We start from the raw sequence: 15,305 nt of genomic DNA, 5'->3' as shown, positions 1-15,305 counted from the left end.
AACTCCCTTCTATTGATGCTTTCAATTTTAAAAAATCATATTTTCGATGCGTTCGATAAAGTGTTCCGCATCCTCTTCTGAACGTGTAATCACAATAATCGTATCCGCACCAGCCACTGTACCCGCCACTTCCGGATAAGCTACTTCATCTAAAAAGTTACTCACCACATCGGCATTTCCCATCTCTGTATGCAAGATGACAATAAATTGTACTCGCTCCATTCGAACAACTGAATCTTTTACTGATTCTCGTAATTTCTCTTCACTGCTTGTGCCTTGTGCTTGAGAAAAAATTGCATATTTGACACGACCATCTGCACCATGTGTTTTAACAATACTCATTTCACGGATATCTCTTGAAACAGTCGCTTGAGTGGCTCGGACGCCAAGTTCTTCCAAACGTGTGATTAATTCATCTTGTGTTTCAATTTCTTGTTGCATAATTAATTGTTTAATCAAACGTTGACGTTCTGCTTTTTTCATATAGACCACTCCTCTCCATTCATTTCTTTTATTATATCCAAAAATGAGTAAAAATACAGGTACTTTTCACATTAAACTCTTTATTTATCTGAAAAAGACTGGATAAATGTTTATATACCAGTCTTTTTCAGTAAAAAATACTTATTTAAGAAGATTCTTTTCTTTCAAATAGTCTTTCGCCACTATGCTAGGGTCTTGCCCCTCCACATTGACTTGATAATTCATTTCACTCATTTCTTCTTCGCTAATTTTTCCTGCCAATTTATTCAATATTTCTGCTAATTCTGGATATTTTTCCAACGTTGCTGTTTTAATAAGTGGTGCTCCTTGATAAGGCGGAAATAGCGCTTGATCATCTTCTAACGTTACTAAATCGTATTGTCTCAATTCACTATCCGTTGAATAGGCATCAATCACATTTACCTCACCATTATTAATCGCTTGATAGCGTAACGCCGGTTCCATCGATTGGACATTCAGATTTAAATGATATTTTTCTTGTAATCCCTTATAACCATCTTGCCGATCAATAAATTCTAACGTAAAACCTGCTTTCAACTGATTGCTAATTTTCTGTAAATCACTAATCGTTTTTAATTGATGCTCTTTTGCAAATGAGCGCTTAACTGCGACGGCATACGTATTTTCATAGCGCATCGGTTTCAGCAAAGTAAGGTTTTCTTGTTTTTTCAAGCCAGCGCGTGCCGCTTCATAGACTACTTGAGGTTGATTGTCTAGCTGAGGAGGATTTTTTAAAAAGGTCTCGATCACTGTTCCTGTAAATTCTGGATAAAGATCGATTTCATCTGATTTCAAGGCATTATATAAAAAAGTAGTCTTGCCAAAGTTTGGCTTTAACGTCACCTGAATGTCGCTATTTTCTTCAATTAAGGCTTTATACATATTAATAATAATATCTGGTTCCGCTCCTAATTTGCCAGCAATTGTCAGCTGTTTTTCCTTTGAAGAAGTTTGTTGATTCCAGAAAAATGAACTACCTAACAAAAGGCCTAAAATAGTACCGCCAATGATTAGTCGCCGCCCATTCGCTTTTTCCAACCAATGAATTCCATAATTAAATAAGACTGCTAGTGCAGCTGATGAAAGAGCTCCAATAAAAATCAACGATAAATTATTTCGATCAATTCCTAATAAAATGAAGGTCCCTAAACCGCCTGCTCCAATTAACGCTGCCAACGTGGCCGTACCAATAATTAAAACGGTAGCCGTTCGAATCCCAGAAATAATAAATGGTAATGCCATTTGCAACTCAAACTTGAACAGTTTTTCTTTTTTACTCATACCAAATGCTTCTGCGGCTTCTTCTAACGAAGGATCAATTTCCGTCAAACCAGTATAGGTATTTTGTAAAATTGGGAATAAGGCATAAATCACTAGCGCAACAATTGCCGGTGGTCGACCAATACCAATTAACGGAATCAATAAGCCTAGCAAAGCTAAAGAAGGGATGGTTTGGAAAATCCCAGTCACTTGTAACAGACTTTCCGCTAACTTGCGATGACTCGTTAAATAAATGGCTAAAGGAATGGCAATCAATGCAGCGAATAATAACGAAATAAAGGACAATTGCATATGCTCGATTAACGCTTGCAGATATTCTTCTTTTCGAGCGAAAAAAGTTTCAATCAGTGCTTGCATCTACTGTCCCTCGCTTTCCAACAGTTGTTCCATAAAACGAGTAATCGTTTTTGAGGTGATACACCCTAAAACTTGTTGTTTTTCTACTAAATTTGCTTTCTCTTGCGCATTAATGAGTTGGACAATCTCTTTTAAATTGGTTTCCATGAAAACAGTCGGCACTGGCTCAATCGTCTTATCTGCGGCTTCTAAAAATGCAGTCAAGTCAGCGCCACAATAGTTCGCTAGTTCTGGCGAAGATTGTTTGAAAAATTGACCGACAAAATTATTTTTCGGATGTTTTTGAATGGCTTCTGGCGTATCGACTTGAATAATTTTGCCAGCGTCCATAATACAGATGCGCTCACCTAACAATAAAGCTTCATTCATATCATGGGTTACAAAAACAATGGTACTCGCTAATTCCTGATGAAGTTCTTTCACCAAACGTTGAAGATGATGTCTTGAAATTGGATCTAGCGCGCTAAAAGGTTCATCCATTAAAATCACTTCTGGTTCAGCTGCAATGGCGCGTAAAATCCCGATACGTTGTTGTTCGCCTCCTGAAAGCGCTGCTGGCTTACGATGCAAATATTCATCAGGATCCAGCTGAACTTTTTTCAATAGTTCAATGGTTCGCTCTCTGCGTTGCTCTTTGGGCCATTTTTTCATTTCAGGAATCAACTCAATATTTTCCGCCACGGTTAAGTTAGGAAATAAGGCAATTTGCTGAAGAACATAGCCAATTTTTAGTCGTAATTCACGTAAAGGGTAGTTGGTTACCGCTTGTTCATTGAGAGCCACTTCACCTGTCGTTGGCTCAATGAGCCGATTAATCATTTTCAAAGTCGTCGTTTTTCCACTACCACTCGGCCCTACTAATACAAAAAATTCGCCTTGTTGGATTGTTAAATTCACATCGGACAAAACGGCATTTTCTTGATATACTTTTGAAACATTTTGAAATTTTATCATTTATTTTCACCGCATCTTTCACTTCTTAATAAACAAAATCTTTGGAGGATCGTCACTCTTTCAGTATAATTTAAGACTAACATCCTGCCTAATTTTTTGTTTTAAGCGCAAGTATGTGGGGGCTCATTTAACGGCTGCCGGTTCGTATCTACAATTATCTACTCAATGAATGGAAAAATTGTCCTCTTCTGCCTTAAACAAAAGTGAACTGTTTTCTACTAAAAGGAGTGATCGTTATGGAAAACGACAAGCGAATTTATAAATGGGACAACGTGAAACTTTTTTTAATTTTCTTAGTGATTTTTGGGCATATTTTAGATCGTGAAGCTTCTCCTTCACGACTCATGGAAACGATCAACTTTTGGATCTATTCATTCCATATGCCAGCCTTTATTTTTGTCTCTGGACTCTTCAGTAAACATGCCATTAAACAACGAAAATATCTCCGTTTACTTTCCTTTGTTTGGCTTTATCTCTTAGCGAAGTTGTTGATTACGCTTGCTAATTTCGCCTTTGCAAATAAAATGAATTTTGATTTACTGAACGAAACGGGCGTTCCTTGGTACTTACTTTCCTTAGCAAGTTTCTACTTAATTACCATCTTTCTTCAGCGCATTCAGCCGAAAATCATGTTGCCAATTATCGTTGTTATCGGCTGCGCCTCAGGCTATTTACCTGTGGAAGATTTCTTGTCTTTAGGACGGACTCTGGGCTTCTTCCCTTTCTTCTATTGTGGCTACTTAATGGATATTCAAAAGCTGCAAACCTTTTTAGATCATCGCAAAGTCAAATGGGCAGCGATAGGCGTAATTTTAAGCTCCTTTTTATTTGTAAATAGTCAATGGTCATTGGCAACGAAATTTTGGGGCTTCTTAACTGGTTGGGCTTCCTACGCTGAAATTAGTCCGGCCTTTGAATACAGTAGTTTCATTCAGCTGTTCTTTTACGTTGCTGCAGCATTGGTGTCTCTTTCTTGGTTTGCATTATTGCCGAAACGAAAGTTACCTTTAAGCGCCCTCGGAAAAGATACCCTCTACCCTTATCTCTTGCATATGCCCTTAATTATTCTGTTGGAAAGTGGTTTGCAATTAGACACACTCTTTAAAGAATGGTTTACTTTCCGAATCCTGGCACTTTTCTTCTTAGCCCTCTTCATTTTAGCTATTACGAATATGCCTGTGGTGAAACGGGGAGCGGATTATCTTTTTAATCCAATTGCGTATGTGTTGCCAAAACAATGGTTAAAAGTTAAATAAAAAAAGAAGAGCGTGGGACAAAAATCACTTTGGATTTTTGCTCCACGCTCAAAAACTGTTAAACGGCGAGAGTTGCAATGTTTCACCGTGAAGCATGAACAAATGAAATCATCGTACCTACTTGGTTTTTGGAGCTAAACACTTTTATCTCAGATTTTTTTCAACTATTGAAACAATCCTTTAATTTTATCAAACAAACCATCGGTCGTTGTATCAGCTAACATCGCTGTAATTTTATGATAGTGTTCGCCTAATTCATCTTTATGTTCTTCAATGAATTGTTGCGCATGTTCCACGTTGCCTTCTCCAATTAAATCTTTTGCTTTTTGAACTAATTCTTCTACGTTCATCTTCACACGTCCTTTGATTAAATAGTTAACAATAAGTGTTTCACTCATTGCGTTTTCTCCTATTTATCGTATCGTGGGATCCGTTGATTTGCAAGAAATTTTCAGTAAATTGACGGTTCTGATTTTGGGTTTTTAAAAGGCAAAAATTGCAAAAAAAAGCTGTTTTCGAAAATGGAACTGACCTAAGATTGTGAGACAGGAATAAAAAAGCATTTTCCTAGACTGCTGATTTCCGATAATCTATCGGCGATTGGTAGTCTAGTTTTTGTTGAATTCGACTTTCATTATAATAAGTAATGTATTTTTTTACAATTTCTATTACAATAGATGTAGGTTCATTTGTGAGCCCATCTAAGTAGAACGTTTCAGACTTTAGTGAGGCATGAAACGATTCGATGCAGGCATTATCTGAAGGTGTCCCTTTGCGGGACATACTCATGGTAATGCCTTTTGTTTTTATTTGATTCTGGTAGTCAAAAGAAGTATAAACAGAGCCCTGATCACTATGCAATAGACAATCCGTTGTTTGGGGCAATTGATCAAGTGTATCCAGAACAAAAGCCGTATCTTGCTTATCACCGATGGTATAGGCAATAATTTCACCATTGTATAAATCCATAATTGAAGACAAATACAATTGCTTTTGACCAAAAGGCAGATAAGTAATATCTGTTACCAATTTCTTTAAAGGAGCGTCTGAAGAAAATTGTCTATTTAGCTTGTTCTCGACAACCGTGTAAGGTTGTCCCACTTTACTGCGTTTCTTCATTTTCACGCGACAATTCCAATGATATTTCTGCATAATCTTTTGTACGGTGTTTTTGTTTACTTTGTATTCCTGATTAATCAACGCAGTAATCTTTCGATAGCCATATCGAAACTTATGTTGGAAGCAAAGTCGACGAACAGCTTCTTCAAGAGGTGTTAACTTTCCCAAGTCTTTTCGATGAGTCCAACGATAATAAGTAGCTCGCGAAACGCCGAAAAGTTGACACAATGCAGTAATGGTTATTTTTCCTTTCATTCTTTTAACTAATTCTACAAATATTTCTGGCTCCACGTCCTTTCCAATTCTTTGTACTTTTTTAGCACCTCAATATGCATTTTTAAATAGTTATTTTCATTTCTAAGCTGTTGTTCATTTGATAGAATTTCTGGACCTTTTCCATAAGCATATTGTTTTCCAACGGGTTGAACCAGACGATGATTCTCGCCATTACGGTACCAACGCCACCATGTTTCAATTTGTGTTTTGTTTTTAATTCCTAATTCTGCCATAATTATTTTTACAGGAATATTCTCTTTTTTCATCTGTATAGCCATTTCTTTGATGTGAATCGGATAAGAAACTCGATTTCCCATTGAAAAAGCACCTCCTAGTTAAATTCATTTTAACGTGAATTCAACAAGAGGTGCTTTTTTATTTTGTCTCAGTTTATTGGGTCAGTTCAAAATCGAAAACAGCTTTTTTACTTTACTTCGCTAAACGATAAATCGCATCTGCATAAATAGCAGCTGCTCGGAATAAGTCATCTAATTCCATAAATTCGTTGGCTTGGTGCATTGTGTCTGTGTAGCCAGGGAACATTGCGCCATAGGCAACACCACGTTTCAATAAGCGGCCATAAGTACCGCCACCAATGATTTGTTCTTGGCCTTTTTCGCCTGTATGGTCTTCGTAAACTTGTAGTAACGTTGCCACCAATGGATCATCAACTGGTACATAATGCGGTTCTTGGTTGCGATCTCCTTGTGTTGCAGTGACCGTTTCACCGACTGTTGTTTGAACTTTTGCTTGTAATTCTTCTGCTGAAGTTCCTTTTGGATAGCGGAAGTTTAATGTTACTAAGCTATTTTCAGGGTTTTCTGGATCAAAGTTAACAATCCCAGCGTTCATTGTCAATTTACCCATTTTTTCGTCTTCAAAAGCCACGCCTAATTTTTCACCATAAAAATCTTCATGGATAAATTCAGCAATGGTATTAATAAAGCTGTATGCGCCTTCTGCAAAGCTGTAATCATTTAAGAAAGTTGCCAAGAAAGTCGCTGCGTTAATTCCAGATTGTGGGCTAGCACCGTGAGCACCTTTACCAACTACATGGAAAGTCACTGTTTTATCTGAAAGTTCTGCGTTACCTGAAATTTTTGCTTCTTGTTTGATGAATGTTTCAAAGCTAGCAGCTAGTGAAGCCGCTTCGTCTGCTGAAGCAGCCGTTACAACAGCATCTGCTGTTCCCGGAACCATGTTTTCACGTAAGCCAGATTTGAAGCTTTCTAATTTATAATCAGCGCCGTTACCGCCTCGGAAAGTTAAACGAATAGTCACATTTCCTTTTTCCCCATTGATAATTGGGAACTCAGCATCTGGTGAGAAACCAAAGTCTGGCGCTTCTTCATGTTGGAAATAGTAATCCATATCGCCCCAGCCGCTTTCTTCGTCACTTCCTACTACGAAACGGATTTTTTTAGACACGGGTAAGCCTAATTCTTTGATAATTTTCATTGCGTAATAAGCAGCCATACTTGGGCCTTTATCATCGCTTGCACCACGTGCATAAATTTTGCCATCTTTAATGACTGGTTCATAAGGATCTGTTTCCCAACCATCACCAGCAGGAACAACGTCCATATGACCAAAAATCCCTAACGTTTCGTCGCCTTCACCATATTCAATGTGTCCAGCGTAATTGTCGACATTTTTCACCGTAAAGCCATCACGTTCACCATACGCTAACATGTGTTTTAAGCCAGCAACTGGTCCAGGTCCAAAGGGCGCTTCAGGTGTTGCTTGTGCATCATCACGTTCACTGTTGATCCGTAATAAGTTTTGTAAATCTTCTAATAAGTCGTCTTTACGTGCTTCGACTTCTTTTGTCCAATCAATTGTCATTTGTTGTCACTCCTATTCATAAAGTTCTACATAGTCAATCATACCATTTTATGCAGAAAAAGAAAGAAACCCGACACTATTTTTCGAGAAAATTTTTATCTTTTCCGCAGAAAGGGCTGGGTTTTTGTTTATTTTAATTGAGGTATGATTGTTTAGGTTGTAGTTGTTGCAATTCGGCTTCTGTTAAGGGCCGATATTCCCCTAGTTCTAACGTTTCATCTAACCATATTTCGCCCATTCGTAATCGTTTTAAATACGTCACAGGTTTGCCTACAGTGGCTAACATCCGTTTGACTTGATGAAATTTCCCCTCTTGAATCACTAAACGGACTACGGAAGTCCCTTCTTCCTCATTGATCGTCTCAATGACTAAGCGACTTGGTTTAACCATTTCTCCATCTTTCAAGGCAAATCCTTGCGCAAACAGTTGACAATCTTCCGCTGTCACAAGTCCCTCAACTTCAGCTAAATATTCTTTATCCACATGCTTTTTGGGTGATAATAATTGATGCGCTAACTGGCCATCATTTGTTAACAGAAGCAAACCTTCGGTATCTTTATCCAAGCGACCAACTGGGAACAAGTCGGCACGGTAATCCTGATCAGTTAACAAGTCAATTACCGTTTCATCTCGCTGATCTTCCGTCGCAGAAATGACACCTTGTGGTTTATGCAACATGTAATAAAAGAATTTCTGATACGTAAGAATTTCTCCCATCAAGGCAATTTGATCTGTTTCTTCATTTACTTGTGTTTTGGCTTCTTTTACGACGTCACCATTCACCGTAACGACTTTTTTCTTTAACAATTGTTTGATTTCTTTACGACTACCGATACCAACATCGGCTAAAAATTTATCTAAACGCATCGTCATTCCTCTTTCCTTTAAAAAAATAGCTTGGGACATAAATCGAATCGATCGATGTCTCAAGCCTTGTCTCTTAAGAGAATCTGCTGAAAGTAGTTCAATCAGCTATTATTTAATATTGAATTTTGCACGTAATTTTGCGGCATTTTTCCCTAATAAACGATCAGCTAAGCGAATCTTCAAGACCGAATAGCCATAAAAAGCGCCTCCTGCAGCAGCCACAATTACAACGATAATGAAAGCTTGGAAACGTCTAGTTGGATCTAAAAATAGATACAAGAACTGACGGAAAATCAAAGCGATAATCATCATGATGACTGTAATACAGAACATTAACAATGTTCGCCGTAAGGTTAATTTGTAATTAAAACGTGTCACTTGACGAATTCTTCTTAGAATCAATACGCAAGAAACCGTAAAGCCAATCATCGTTGCTAATAACGGACCGTAAACTTCAAATAAACGGATTGCGGGGAATTGCACGATTAATTTCACTGCTAAACCAATTCCTAAATAACGCATTGCGTCACGATTTTCATACATCCCCATTAACATATTTGACACTAACATATACAAGCCCAAGAATAAACTAGCATAACAAGCTTGCACTAATAAAGAAGTGCCTAAAGCATCTGGCATGTAAAAAACAGTGTATAGTGGTTGCGCTAAAACAATCATACCAAACGTTGCTGGCAACATTACAAACACAAAAAGTTGTAAATTATTACTAATCAAACGCGCTAACTCACGGTGATTTTTTAAGGTGACCGCTTCTGTAATCAACGGTAATCCAGTAGCCGAAATCGAAGTTGCTAAAGCCACGACAATCATGGTTAATTTGTCCGGATTGGCATTAAAAATACCGAAAAGCTCTCGTAATTGGGTATCTGAATAATCCGTAAACAAACGCATAAAGTTTGAGAAAGTAAACTGATCGACAAGTTTAAAGACCGTTACCCCTGAGCCAACTACGATAAAAGGAATCGCCTCTTTAAAAGTTTCAATCAATAACTCTTTTGGAGCAATTTCATGTTCATTGGCGCTGTGTTCTTCTAAATAATCAAATAATGGTTTTTGTTTGTACATGTAATAACCTAAAACCGCAAAACTTGCGAGCATCCCAATAAATGCCGCAAAAGTGGCTTGGGTCACCGCTGTAACGTAATTACCTTCAAAGACTTTCATGATAATAAAAGCAGTTAATAACATGTAAAAAACTCGTGCTACTTGTTCAACAATTTGTGATAAAGCAAAGGGCATCATTTCTTGATTTCCTTGGAAATAACCGCGAATGACACTCATGCTTGGGAAAACTAAAACGGCTAAACTTAATGAACGCATCGTTGGAACTAATTCAGGTCCTCCGCCAGACAAAGCTGCTAATGCCGGAGATGCCAAATACATCACAATAGCAAAAACCACACCTAAGCCACCCATTAGTTGTAAGGCACGATAAAAAAGCTGTCGACTAATTTTATATTCGTTCAATGAATTATAATGCGAGGTCTGCTTGGCAATCGCACCTGGAATTCCGGCGGTAGAGATCATTAGGAATAAGGCATAAATCGTATACCCCATTGAAAACAAACTGTTCGCTTCGTTTCCGTGCTCGCCCATCCAAGCGTACCAGGGGATGATGTAAATCGCCCCTAACATGCGGGAGATAATATTACTAGCTGTCATCCAAGCTGAGCCTTTGACCATTTTTTCTTGGTTCGTCAGGATTGGTTGATCAACTGAATTTGGTTGATTGATCATTTTGTCCTCCAATATTCTTTGAGTATGCTTTCTTTATTTTAATTGTTCATCTTGGGATATGCAACGACTTTCTCGAAGAATTATCCTATTTTAACATTTCTCATGGATTTTCTCACGCTAACGAGATGGTTTTTTTAAAAGAAAAATAATGCTATAATGACATCAGTTTTGAAATTTCGTTGAAACGTTTGGAGGCAAAAAAAGTGACGATTTCATTATTCGCAATTCGCGATTGCTTAGAAAAAGAAGATTTATTAAAAGAATTTATTTCACCAGAAGGCTGGCACTTGACCCTTTCCGACACGTTAGGTCAACGAGAAGTAACGGCTCTTTCTTACGATTCGAGAGACGTAACAGCAGAAACACTCTTTTTTTGTAAAGGATTAAACTTTAAAGAAATCTATTTAGAAAATGCTGTAAAAGACGGCCTAGAAATCTATGTTTCTGAGGTGCCTTATGAGGTTCCGGCGCAACTAGGAATTATCGTGACTGACATTAAAAAAGCAATGGCTGTGTTAAGCATGGCTTTTTATGATTATCCACAAAATAAATTAAAACTGATTGGCTTTACTGGAACCAAAGGTAAAACAACAGCGGCTTATTTCACCAAATATATTTTAGATGTTGCTACACAACAAAAAACAGCCTTGCTTTCTACCATGAATTCGACATTAGATGGCAAAACATTCTTTAAATCTGCATTGACTACACCCGAATCTTTGGACTTGTATCGAATGATGGCAACCGCTGTTGCTAACGGGATGACTCATTTTATTATGGAAGTTTCTTCCCAAGCCTACAAAACTAATCGTGTCTACAAGCTGTTTTTTGATGTCGGCATTTTTTTAAACATTACCCCCGACCATATCAGTCCAATTGAACATCCAACCTTTGACGATTACTTTTATTGCAAACGTCAATTGATTACACATTCTAAAGTCATTGTGTTGAATCACGAAGCTGATTATTTTCCATTACTTAAAGAAACTGCACAACAGCAAAAAGTCCCTGCCATTGTCTATGGCAGTCAGCCAGCTTCAGAAGTTGACTATTCATTCGCTGTTTCTTCAGAGGATTCCTTACGTTTTATCGTTGAAAGTCCTGCAGATGCGTTAGGATTGGCCGGCTTTTATCACCTTCGTTTAGGTGGTGATTTTAACAAAGGTAATGCGTTAAGTGCGGCGATTGCTAGTGTCCTTGTGGGAGCTTCAAAAGAAGAGTGTCAACAAGGGATCGCAGCAACCACCGTCCCTGGCCGGATGGAATCTTTAACGAATACCAATGGTGCAACCGTCTATGTTGATTACGCTCATAACTATGACAGTTTGAAGAATCTTTTAACCTTTGTCCGTGAAGAACATCCTGACGGCCGCTTAATTGTTCTTGTCGGTAGCACGGGAGACAAAGCGATTTCTCGCCGCAAAGACTTTGGTACGGTTCTTTCTGAATTGGCTGATGTTGCAGTCCTAACAACCGATGACCCAGCCAGTGAAGATCCAGCAAAAATTTGCCAAGAAATTCAAGCCCATATTACCAAAGAAATGCCTGTTTACACCATTTTAGATCGTGGCGAAGCAATTGCTCACGCATTATCTTTAAGCACAACGGCTGATGATGCGATTGTCTTAGCTGGTAAAGGCGCCGACCTTTATCAAAAAGTAAACGGCGTAGATGAACCTTACGCAGGAGACTTTGCCCTTGCGGAAGCTTTCATTAATAAAAAGAACTAAATCATTTAAACACACATGAAAAAACAAGCTGCAACCACTTATCAGCAAAGGTTGCAGCTTGTTTTTTAAAGAACTTCTTTTAATTTCGTTACTTCTTCTTCCGATAACCCATGACCGCCATCCACTAGTAAAAAGTCGACTGGAAAATGTTTCTTTAATTGATTAGCTAAAGAAAGAACTTGTCCCGGAATACTCAACTCATCCTGAGCCCCTGTTGTGACAATCACTTTTGTCGCAAACTCACCAGATACATATTGATAGCCTAAATTGCTTGGATGCAGTAAAATAACAGTGTTAGCAATAGTCGGGTTCTTTTCTAACAGGCCTAAAATAAAATTGGCACCGTTAGAGTACCCTATAAAAATAACTTCATCGTATAACTTTTGCGGTTGCCAAACTTCTTCTAGAAACGCAGTCACTCGCTCATCAAAGTTAGCACGAGGTAATGCTCCATTGACTAATGGCGCAAAAAAGCGTCGCTGTTCGCCTACACCTTCTGTCCCTAAGTAACTTAGAATACTCGCTTCTGGATAAAGGGTTGCGATGGTCGTTAATAATTGATATTCATTGCCACCAGTACCATGGAAAGCGACAACTAATTGATTAGGTTTCGACCCTTTTTGAAAAAATTGTTTCATTTAATAAACCTCCAAGAAAGGAATTTTACTATGTATGCACAAATTCATCACATCTCTATTTTAAATCGATTGATAAAGCCTACATTTGACTTCTATCATAATACACTGGGATTAAAATTACTAATGAAAACGATCAACCAAGATGACCACACCATGTATCACTTGTTTTTCTCAGATAATGAGCAACGAACAGGTACCGAATTAACTTTTTTTGAATTGAATGATGGCCAAGATCAATCCTTTGGGACAAATACAATTGAACGAACTATTTTAAAAGTACCAACGCGCGCCTCTTTGGATTTTTGGGCAGAACGTCTTGAGCAAGCGGGTATCTGCCACTATGGTGTGGAAAATTTAACCAACACCCAATTTTGCGTTTTGAAGCGCCCGATAATACACAAATGGCGCTTGTTCCGTTACGTGAATTTGAAAATGCGGAAGATTATTTTCCAGCTGAGCATTCTGAAATTCCAGTAGAACATGCAATTTTAGGCATTGATGCAATTCAATTACGCGTCCAATATGCCGCAGCTACCAAACAACCTTTAGTGGATTATTTACATTGGCATGAAAAAGAAACAGTACCTTTTTTTGAAACTGCGCATGAAGTAACCGTTCTGGAAAATCATCATCCACAGTTTTATCAAGAGGTGCACATCATTGATGACCGTACCAATCCGCTTGCCATTGAAGGAATTGGTGGCGTTCATCACGTCGCCTTTGGGGTGGAAGATACGCAAGAATTAACGCAAGTTGATAGCCTGTTAGAGGAAAAGAATTTTACAAACTCAGGAGTTAAAGACCGCGAATTTTTCAAATCATTGTATTTTAGAGAACCGAACCACTTGTTATTTGAAGTAGCCACACAAAAAGGCCTGCTAGATGCCGAAGCCTATGAAAATCAAAGCTCAAACTTTGATGAAATCCCCCTTTATTTGCCTCACTTTTTGGCAGATCAAAGAGAACGAATCGAAGCGATTTTAGCACAACAACGCCATGAGTAAACAAAAATAGCGGTTAGGACCGCTATTTTTGTTTTTTAATATCCTATTATTGCCCTTTTTTGAAAAAAAGGAGTACACTAATAGTAGATGAACTGCGCAAGGAGGTGAGTACATGTTATCTAAGGAAGAAGTTCTACACTTATTGAACGAAGCAAAAAAAGAAGTCGATCGTTTAGAAACAAACCGCCAAGAAGATTTAGGTAATTCAATCAACTATATTGAAAATGAATTACAGCTCCAACGTGTCTTATCTCAAGTGGAAGCTTATGAAAAAGTACTTGGTTAATTGATTACGCATTAAATGAGAGAGGAGCAACCAGATTCATTCACCTGAATCTGGTTGCTCCTCTCTCATTTTTTACTAGACTAATTCGTAAGCAAGTTCTCGTGCAATAATTTTTGCGGTTGTTTCAGCGATTTCCCCAGTAAAGCCAATGCATTGTTCCATATGCTCAGGTGAGCCCATCGTCATTTTACTTGTCAAAATACTGCAGCAAACCACTCGATGCTTTTGTCGAAAACTTTGATGCAATTCGTTGGCTAAAGCCATCGTTTTATTTACTTGTTCTCCTTTGGCTTCTGTCCGACCAAAAAAGTAGCCCAGACACATAACCCCGCCTGAAAGAGCACCACAAATACACTTCGCTCCTCCAACACCTACAGGAAACCCAGAAGCCATGGCCACAGCTTCAATGGGAATCTCCGCATCGAAGTGTTGCCGAATGGTCGCCACAATCGCTTCCGAGCAATAAAAATCACCGTTACGATAATAGGCTTCCGCTTCTTCCCTGATTGCTTGTAAACAAATTCTCTTTTTCAAAATGCCCTCCATTCTGTATCCGATTTCATTTTATGAATAAAAGGACGCCAAGCATCCCTTTATTTTATAGATTTTCTGCAGAGGTAAATACTTCTGACACATCATCATCGTCTTCTAACTTGTCAACCAAACGCTCTAATTGCGCTTTTTGTTCATCGTTCAAGGTTAGTAAGGTTTGCGGAACCATTGTTAATTCAGCTTGTGCTAATGAATAACCTGCTTGTTCTAAAGCATCGCGAACCGCTGTAAAATCTTCTGGTGCTGTGTAAATTTCAAATACTTCTGGTGATGTTTCTAAATCCTCGCCGCCTGCTTCCAAAACGACTTCTAGCATGTCGTCTTCCTCAATTGCATGATCTTCTCTCTTAATGACAATATAGCCTTTACGATCAAACATATAATTCACCGAACCCGTTTCACCTAAAGAGCCACCATTTCGAGTAAACGCGACGCGAACATTGGTGGCCGTTCGGTTGCGGTTATCTGTTAGTGCATGAACTAAAATTGCCACGCCACCTGGCCCGTATCCTTCATAAGTTACCTCGTCATAATGTTCCCCTTCACCAGCACTACTGGCTTTTTTTATGGCGCGCGCAATATTATCATTGGGCATATTGGCTGACTTAGCTTTATCGACTGCTAAACGTAAAGCAGGATTCATTGTGGGGTCAGGGCCACCTGCTTTTGCCGCCATATAGATTTCCCTTGAAACTTTTTGGAAAATTTTCCCACGTTTGGCATCTTGTGCATTTTTACGCCCTTGAATGTTGCTCCATTTGCTGTGTCCTGACATCCTTGATTCCTCCTGACTTTTCGTTACTATTCTCCTATATTCTACTCTTCTTTTCAGTTAGGAACAAGCGCTACCAAAAAAAGACCCTCGCTTACCCACCGT

Annotated in this window: 14 protein-coding genes and 1 pseudogene; 4 read left to right on the top strand and 11 right to left on the bottom strand. The window is 38.5% G+C overall.

All coding sequences use genetic code 11. The annotated features are described in order from the left end of the window. Nucleotides 1–27: 27 nt before the first annotated feature. The 3 genes from argR to IGJ04_RS10910 form a co-directional block, all read right to left on the bottom strand. Nucleotides 28–483 (bottom strand): arginine repressor, encoded by a 456-nt coding sequence (gene argR, locus IGJ04_RS10920; RefSeq protein ID WP_002355509.1) that lies wholly within the window; start codon nt 481–483, stop codon nt 28–30. Nucleotides 484–624: 141 nt separating this feature from the next. Next, nucleotides 625–2,142 carry an ABC transporter permease/substrate-binding protein gene (locus IGJ04_RS10915; protein WP_252654544.1) on the bottom strand — a complete coding sequence of 506 codons (1,518 nt, stop codon included), beginning with the start codon at nt 2,140–2,142 and terminating at the stop codon, nt 625–627. After that, nucleotides 2,143–3,096 (bottom strand): ABC transporter ATP-binding protein, encoded by a 954-nt coding sequence (locus tag IGJ04_RS10910; RefSeq protein WP_438840209.1) that lies wholly within the window; start codon nt 3,094–3,096, stop codon nt 2,143–2,145. It lies immediately after the preceding gene. Nucleotides 3,097–3,332: 236 nt separating this feature from the next. Here IGJ04_RS10910 and IGJ04_RS10905 point away from each other — a divergent pair, with 236 nt between their 5' ends. Next, entirely contained in the window at nt 3,333–4,352 is a 1,020-nt protein-coding gene (locus IGJ04_RS10905; protein WP_347496017.1) for an acyltransferase family protein, read from the top strand. Nucleotides 4,353–4,516: 164 nt separating this feature from the next. Here IGJ04_RS10905 and IGJ04_RS10900 read toward each other — a convergent pair whose 3' ends face one another. The 5 genes from IGJ04_RS10900 to IGJ04_RS10880 form a co-directional block, all read right to left on the bottom strand. Then, nucleotides 4,517–4,750, bottom strand: a complete 234-nt coding sequence (locus tag IGJ04_RS10900; protein WP_002355504.1) for a hypothetical protein — start codon at nt 4,748–4,750, stop codon at nt 4,517–4,519. A gap of 169 nt (nt 4,751–4,919) precedes the next feature. Continuing rightward, a protein-coding gene (locus tag IGJ04_RS10895) for an IS3 family transposase (RefSeq protein ID WP_096397480.1) occupies nt 4,920–6,064 on the bottom strand; the annotation gives its coding sequence in 2 pieces (ribosomal slippage) (nt 4,920–5,791 and nt 5,791–6,064; 1,146 coding nt in all). Nucleotides 6,065–6,176: 112 nt separating this feature from the next. Then, entirely contained in the window at nt 6,177–7,592 is a 1,416-nt protein-coding gene (pepV, locus tag IGJ04_RS10890) for a dipeptidase PepV (RefSeq protein ID WP_002371462.1), read from the bottom strand. Nucleotides 7,593–7,725: 133 nt separating this feature from the next. Beyond that, nucleotides 7,726–8,460 (bottom strand): pseudouridine synthase, encoded by a 735-nt coding sequence (locus IGJ04_RS10885; protein WP_438840208.1) that lies wholly within the window; start codon nt 8,458–8,460, stop codon nt 7,726–7,728. A gap of 108 nt (nt 8,461–8,568) precedes the next feature. Further along, nucleotides 8,569–10,218: a putative polysaccharide biosynthesis protein gene (locus IGJ04_RS10880; protein WP_002364837.1), complete on the bottom strand. Its 1,650-nt coding sequence runs from the start codon at nt 10,216–10,218 to the stop codon at nt 8,569–8,571. A gap of 203 nt (nt 10,219–10,421) precedes the next feature. Between IGJ04_RS10880 and IGJ04_RS10875 the strand changes: the two genes are divergently transcribed. After that, on the top strand, nt 10,422–11,948 hold the full coding sequence (locus tag IGJ04_RS10875; protein ID WP_438840207.1) for a UDP-N-acetylmuramoyl-L-alanyl-D-glutamate--L-lysine ligase: 1,527 nt from the start codon (nt 10,422–10,424) through the stop codon (nt 11,946–11,948). Nucleotides 11,949–12,013: 65 nt separating this feature from the next. Here IGJ04_RS10875 and IGJ04_RS10870 read toward each other — a convergent pair whose 3' ends face one another. Then, a complete protein-coding gene (locus IGJ04_RS10870; RefSeq protein ID WP_016618144.1) occupies nt 12,014–12,586 on the bottom strand; it encodes an alpha/beta hydrolase in 573 nt (190 codons plus the stop codon). Between the two features lie 30 nt (nt 12,587–12,616). Here IGJ04_RS10870 and IGJ04_RS10865 point away from each other — a divergent pair. Together IGJ04_RS10865 and IGJ04_RS10860 are read left to right on the top strand one after the other, a co-directional pair. After that, a pseudogene (locus IGJ04_RS10865) lies at nt 12,617–13,590 on the top strand (ring-cleaving dioxygenase). 112 nt (nt 13,591–13,702) lie between these two features. Further along, nucleotides 13,703–13,876, top strand: a complete 174-nt coding sequence (locus tag IGJ04_RS10860) for a hypothetical protein (RefSeq protein ID WP_002355495.1) — start codon at nt 13,703–13,705, stop codon at nt 13,874–13,876. Between the two features lie 75 nt (nt 13,877–13,951). Here the strand turns inward: IGJ04_RS10860 and IGJ04_RS10855 are convergent, their stop codons facing one another. Then, nucleotides 13,952–14,422, bottom strand: coding sequence for a C-GCAxxG-C-C family protein (locus IGJ04_RS10855; RefSeq protein ID WP_002384891.1), 471 nt, complete (start codon nt 14,420–14,422; stop codon nt 13,952–13,954). Nucleotides 14,423–14,474: 52 nt separating this feature from the next. After that, the gene (locus tag IGJ04_RS10850; RefSeq protein WP_010826373.1) at nt 14,475–15,203 is read right to left on the bottom strand and encodes a YebC/PmpR family DNA-binding transcriptional regulator; all 729 of its coding nucleotides are present in this window, start codon (nt 15,201–15,203) and stop codon (nt 14,475–14,477) included. Nucleotides 15,204–15,305: the final 102 nt, after the last annotated feature.

Source organism: Enterococcus sp. AZ050, from assembly GCF_051715085.1.
GTDB lineage: Bacteria > Bacillota > Bacilli > Lactobacillales > Enterococcaceae > Enterococcus > Enterococcus faecalis.
This window is presented reverse-complemented; position numbering and strand designations above follow the sequence as displayed.

Coding starts and splice junctions, on each gene's coding strand:
- argR (WP_002355509.1), bottom strand. CDS start 483: ATGAAAAAAGCAGAACGTCAACGTTTGATTAAACAATTAATTATGCAA.
- IGJ04_RS10915 (WP_252654544.1), bottom strand. CDS start 2,142: ATGCAAGCACTGATTGAAACTTTTTTCGCTCGAAAAGAAGAATATCTG.
- IGJ04_RS10910 (WP_438840209.1), bottom strand. CDS start 3,096: ATGATAAAATTTCAAAATGTTTCAAAAGTATATCAAGAAAATGCCGTT.
- IGJ04_RS10905 (WP_347496017.1), top strand. CDS start 3,333: ATGGAAAACGACAAGCGAATTTATAAATGGGACAACGTGAAACTTTTT.
- IGJ04_RS10900 (WP_002355504.1), bottom strand. CDS start 4,750: ATGAGTGAAACACTTATTGTTAACTATTTAATCAAAGGACGTGTGAAG.
- pepV (WP_002371462.1), bottom strand. CDS start 7,592: ATGACAATTGATTGGACAAAAGAAGTCGAAGCACGTAAAGACGACTTA.
- IGJ04_RS10885 (WP_438840208.1), bottom strand. CDS start 8,460: ATGCGTTTAGATAAATTTTTAGCCGATGTTGGTATCGGTAGTCGTAAA.
- IGJ04_RS10880 (WP_002364837.1), bottom strand. CDS start 10,218: ATGATCAATCAACCAAATTCAGTTGATCAACCAATCCTGACGAACCAA.
- IGJ04_RS10870 (WP_016618144.1), bottom strand. CDS start 12,586: ATGAAACAATTTTTTCAAAAAGGGTCGAAACCTAATCAATTAGTTGTC.
- IGJ04_RS10860 (WP_002355495.1), top strand. CDS start 13,703: ATGTTATCTAAGGAAGAAGTTCTACACTTATTGAACGAAGCAAAAAAA.
- IGJ04_RS10855 (WP_002384891.1), bottom strand. CDS start 14,422: ATGGAGGGCATTTTGAAAAAGAGAATTTGTTTACAAGCAATCAGGGAA.
- IGJ04_RS10850 (WP_010826373.1), bottom strand. CDS start 15,203: ATGTCAGGACACAGCAAATGGAGCAACATTCAAGGGCGTAAAAATGCA.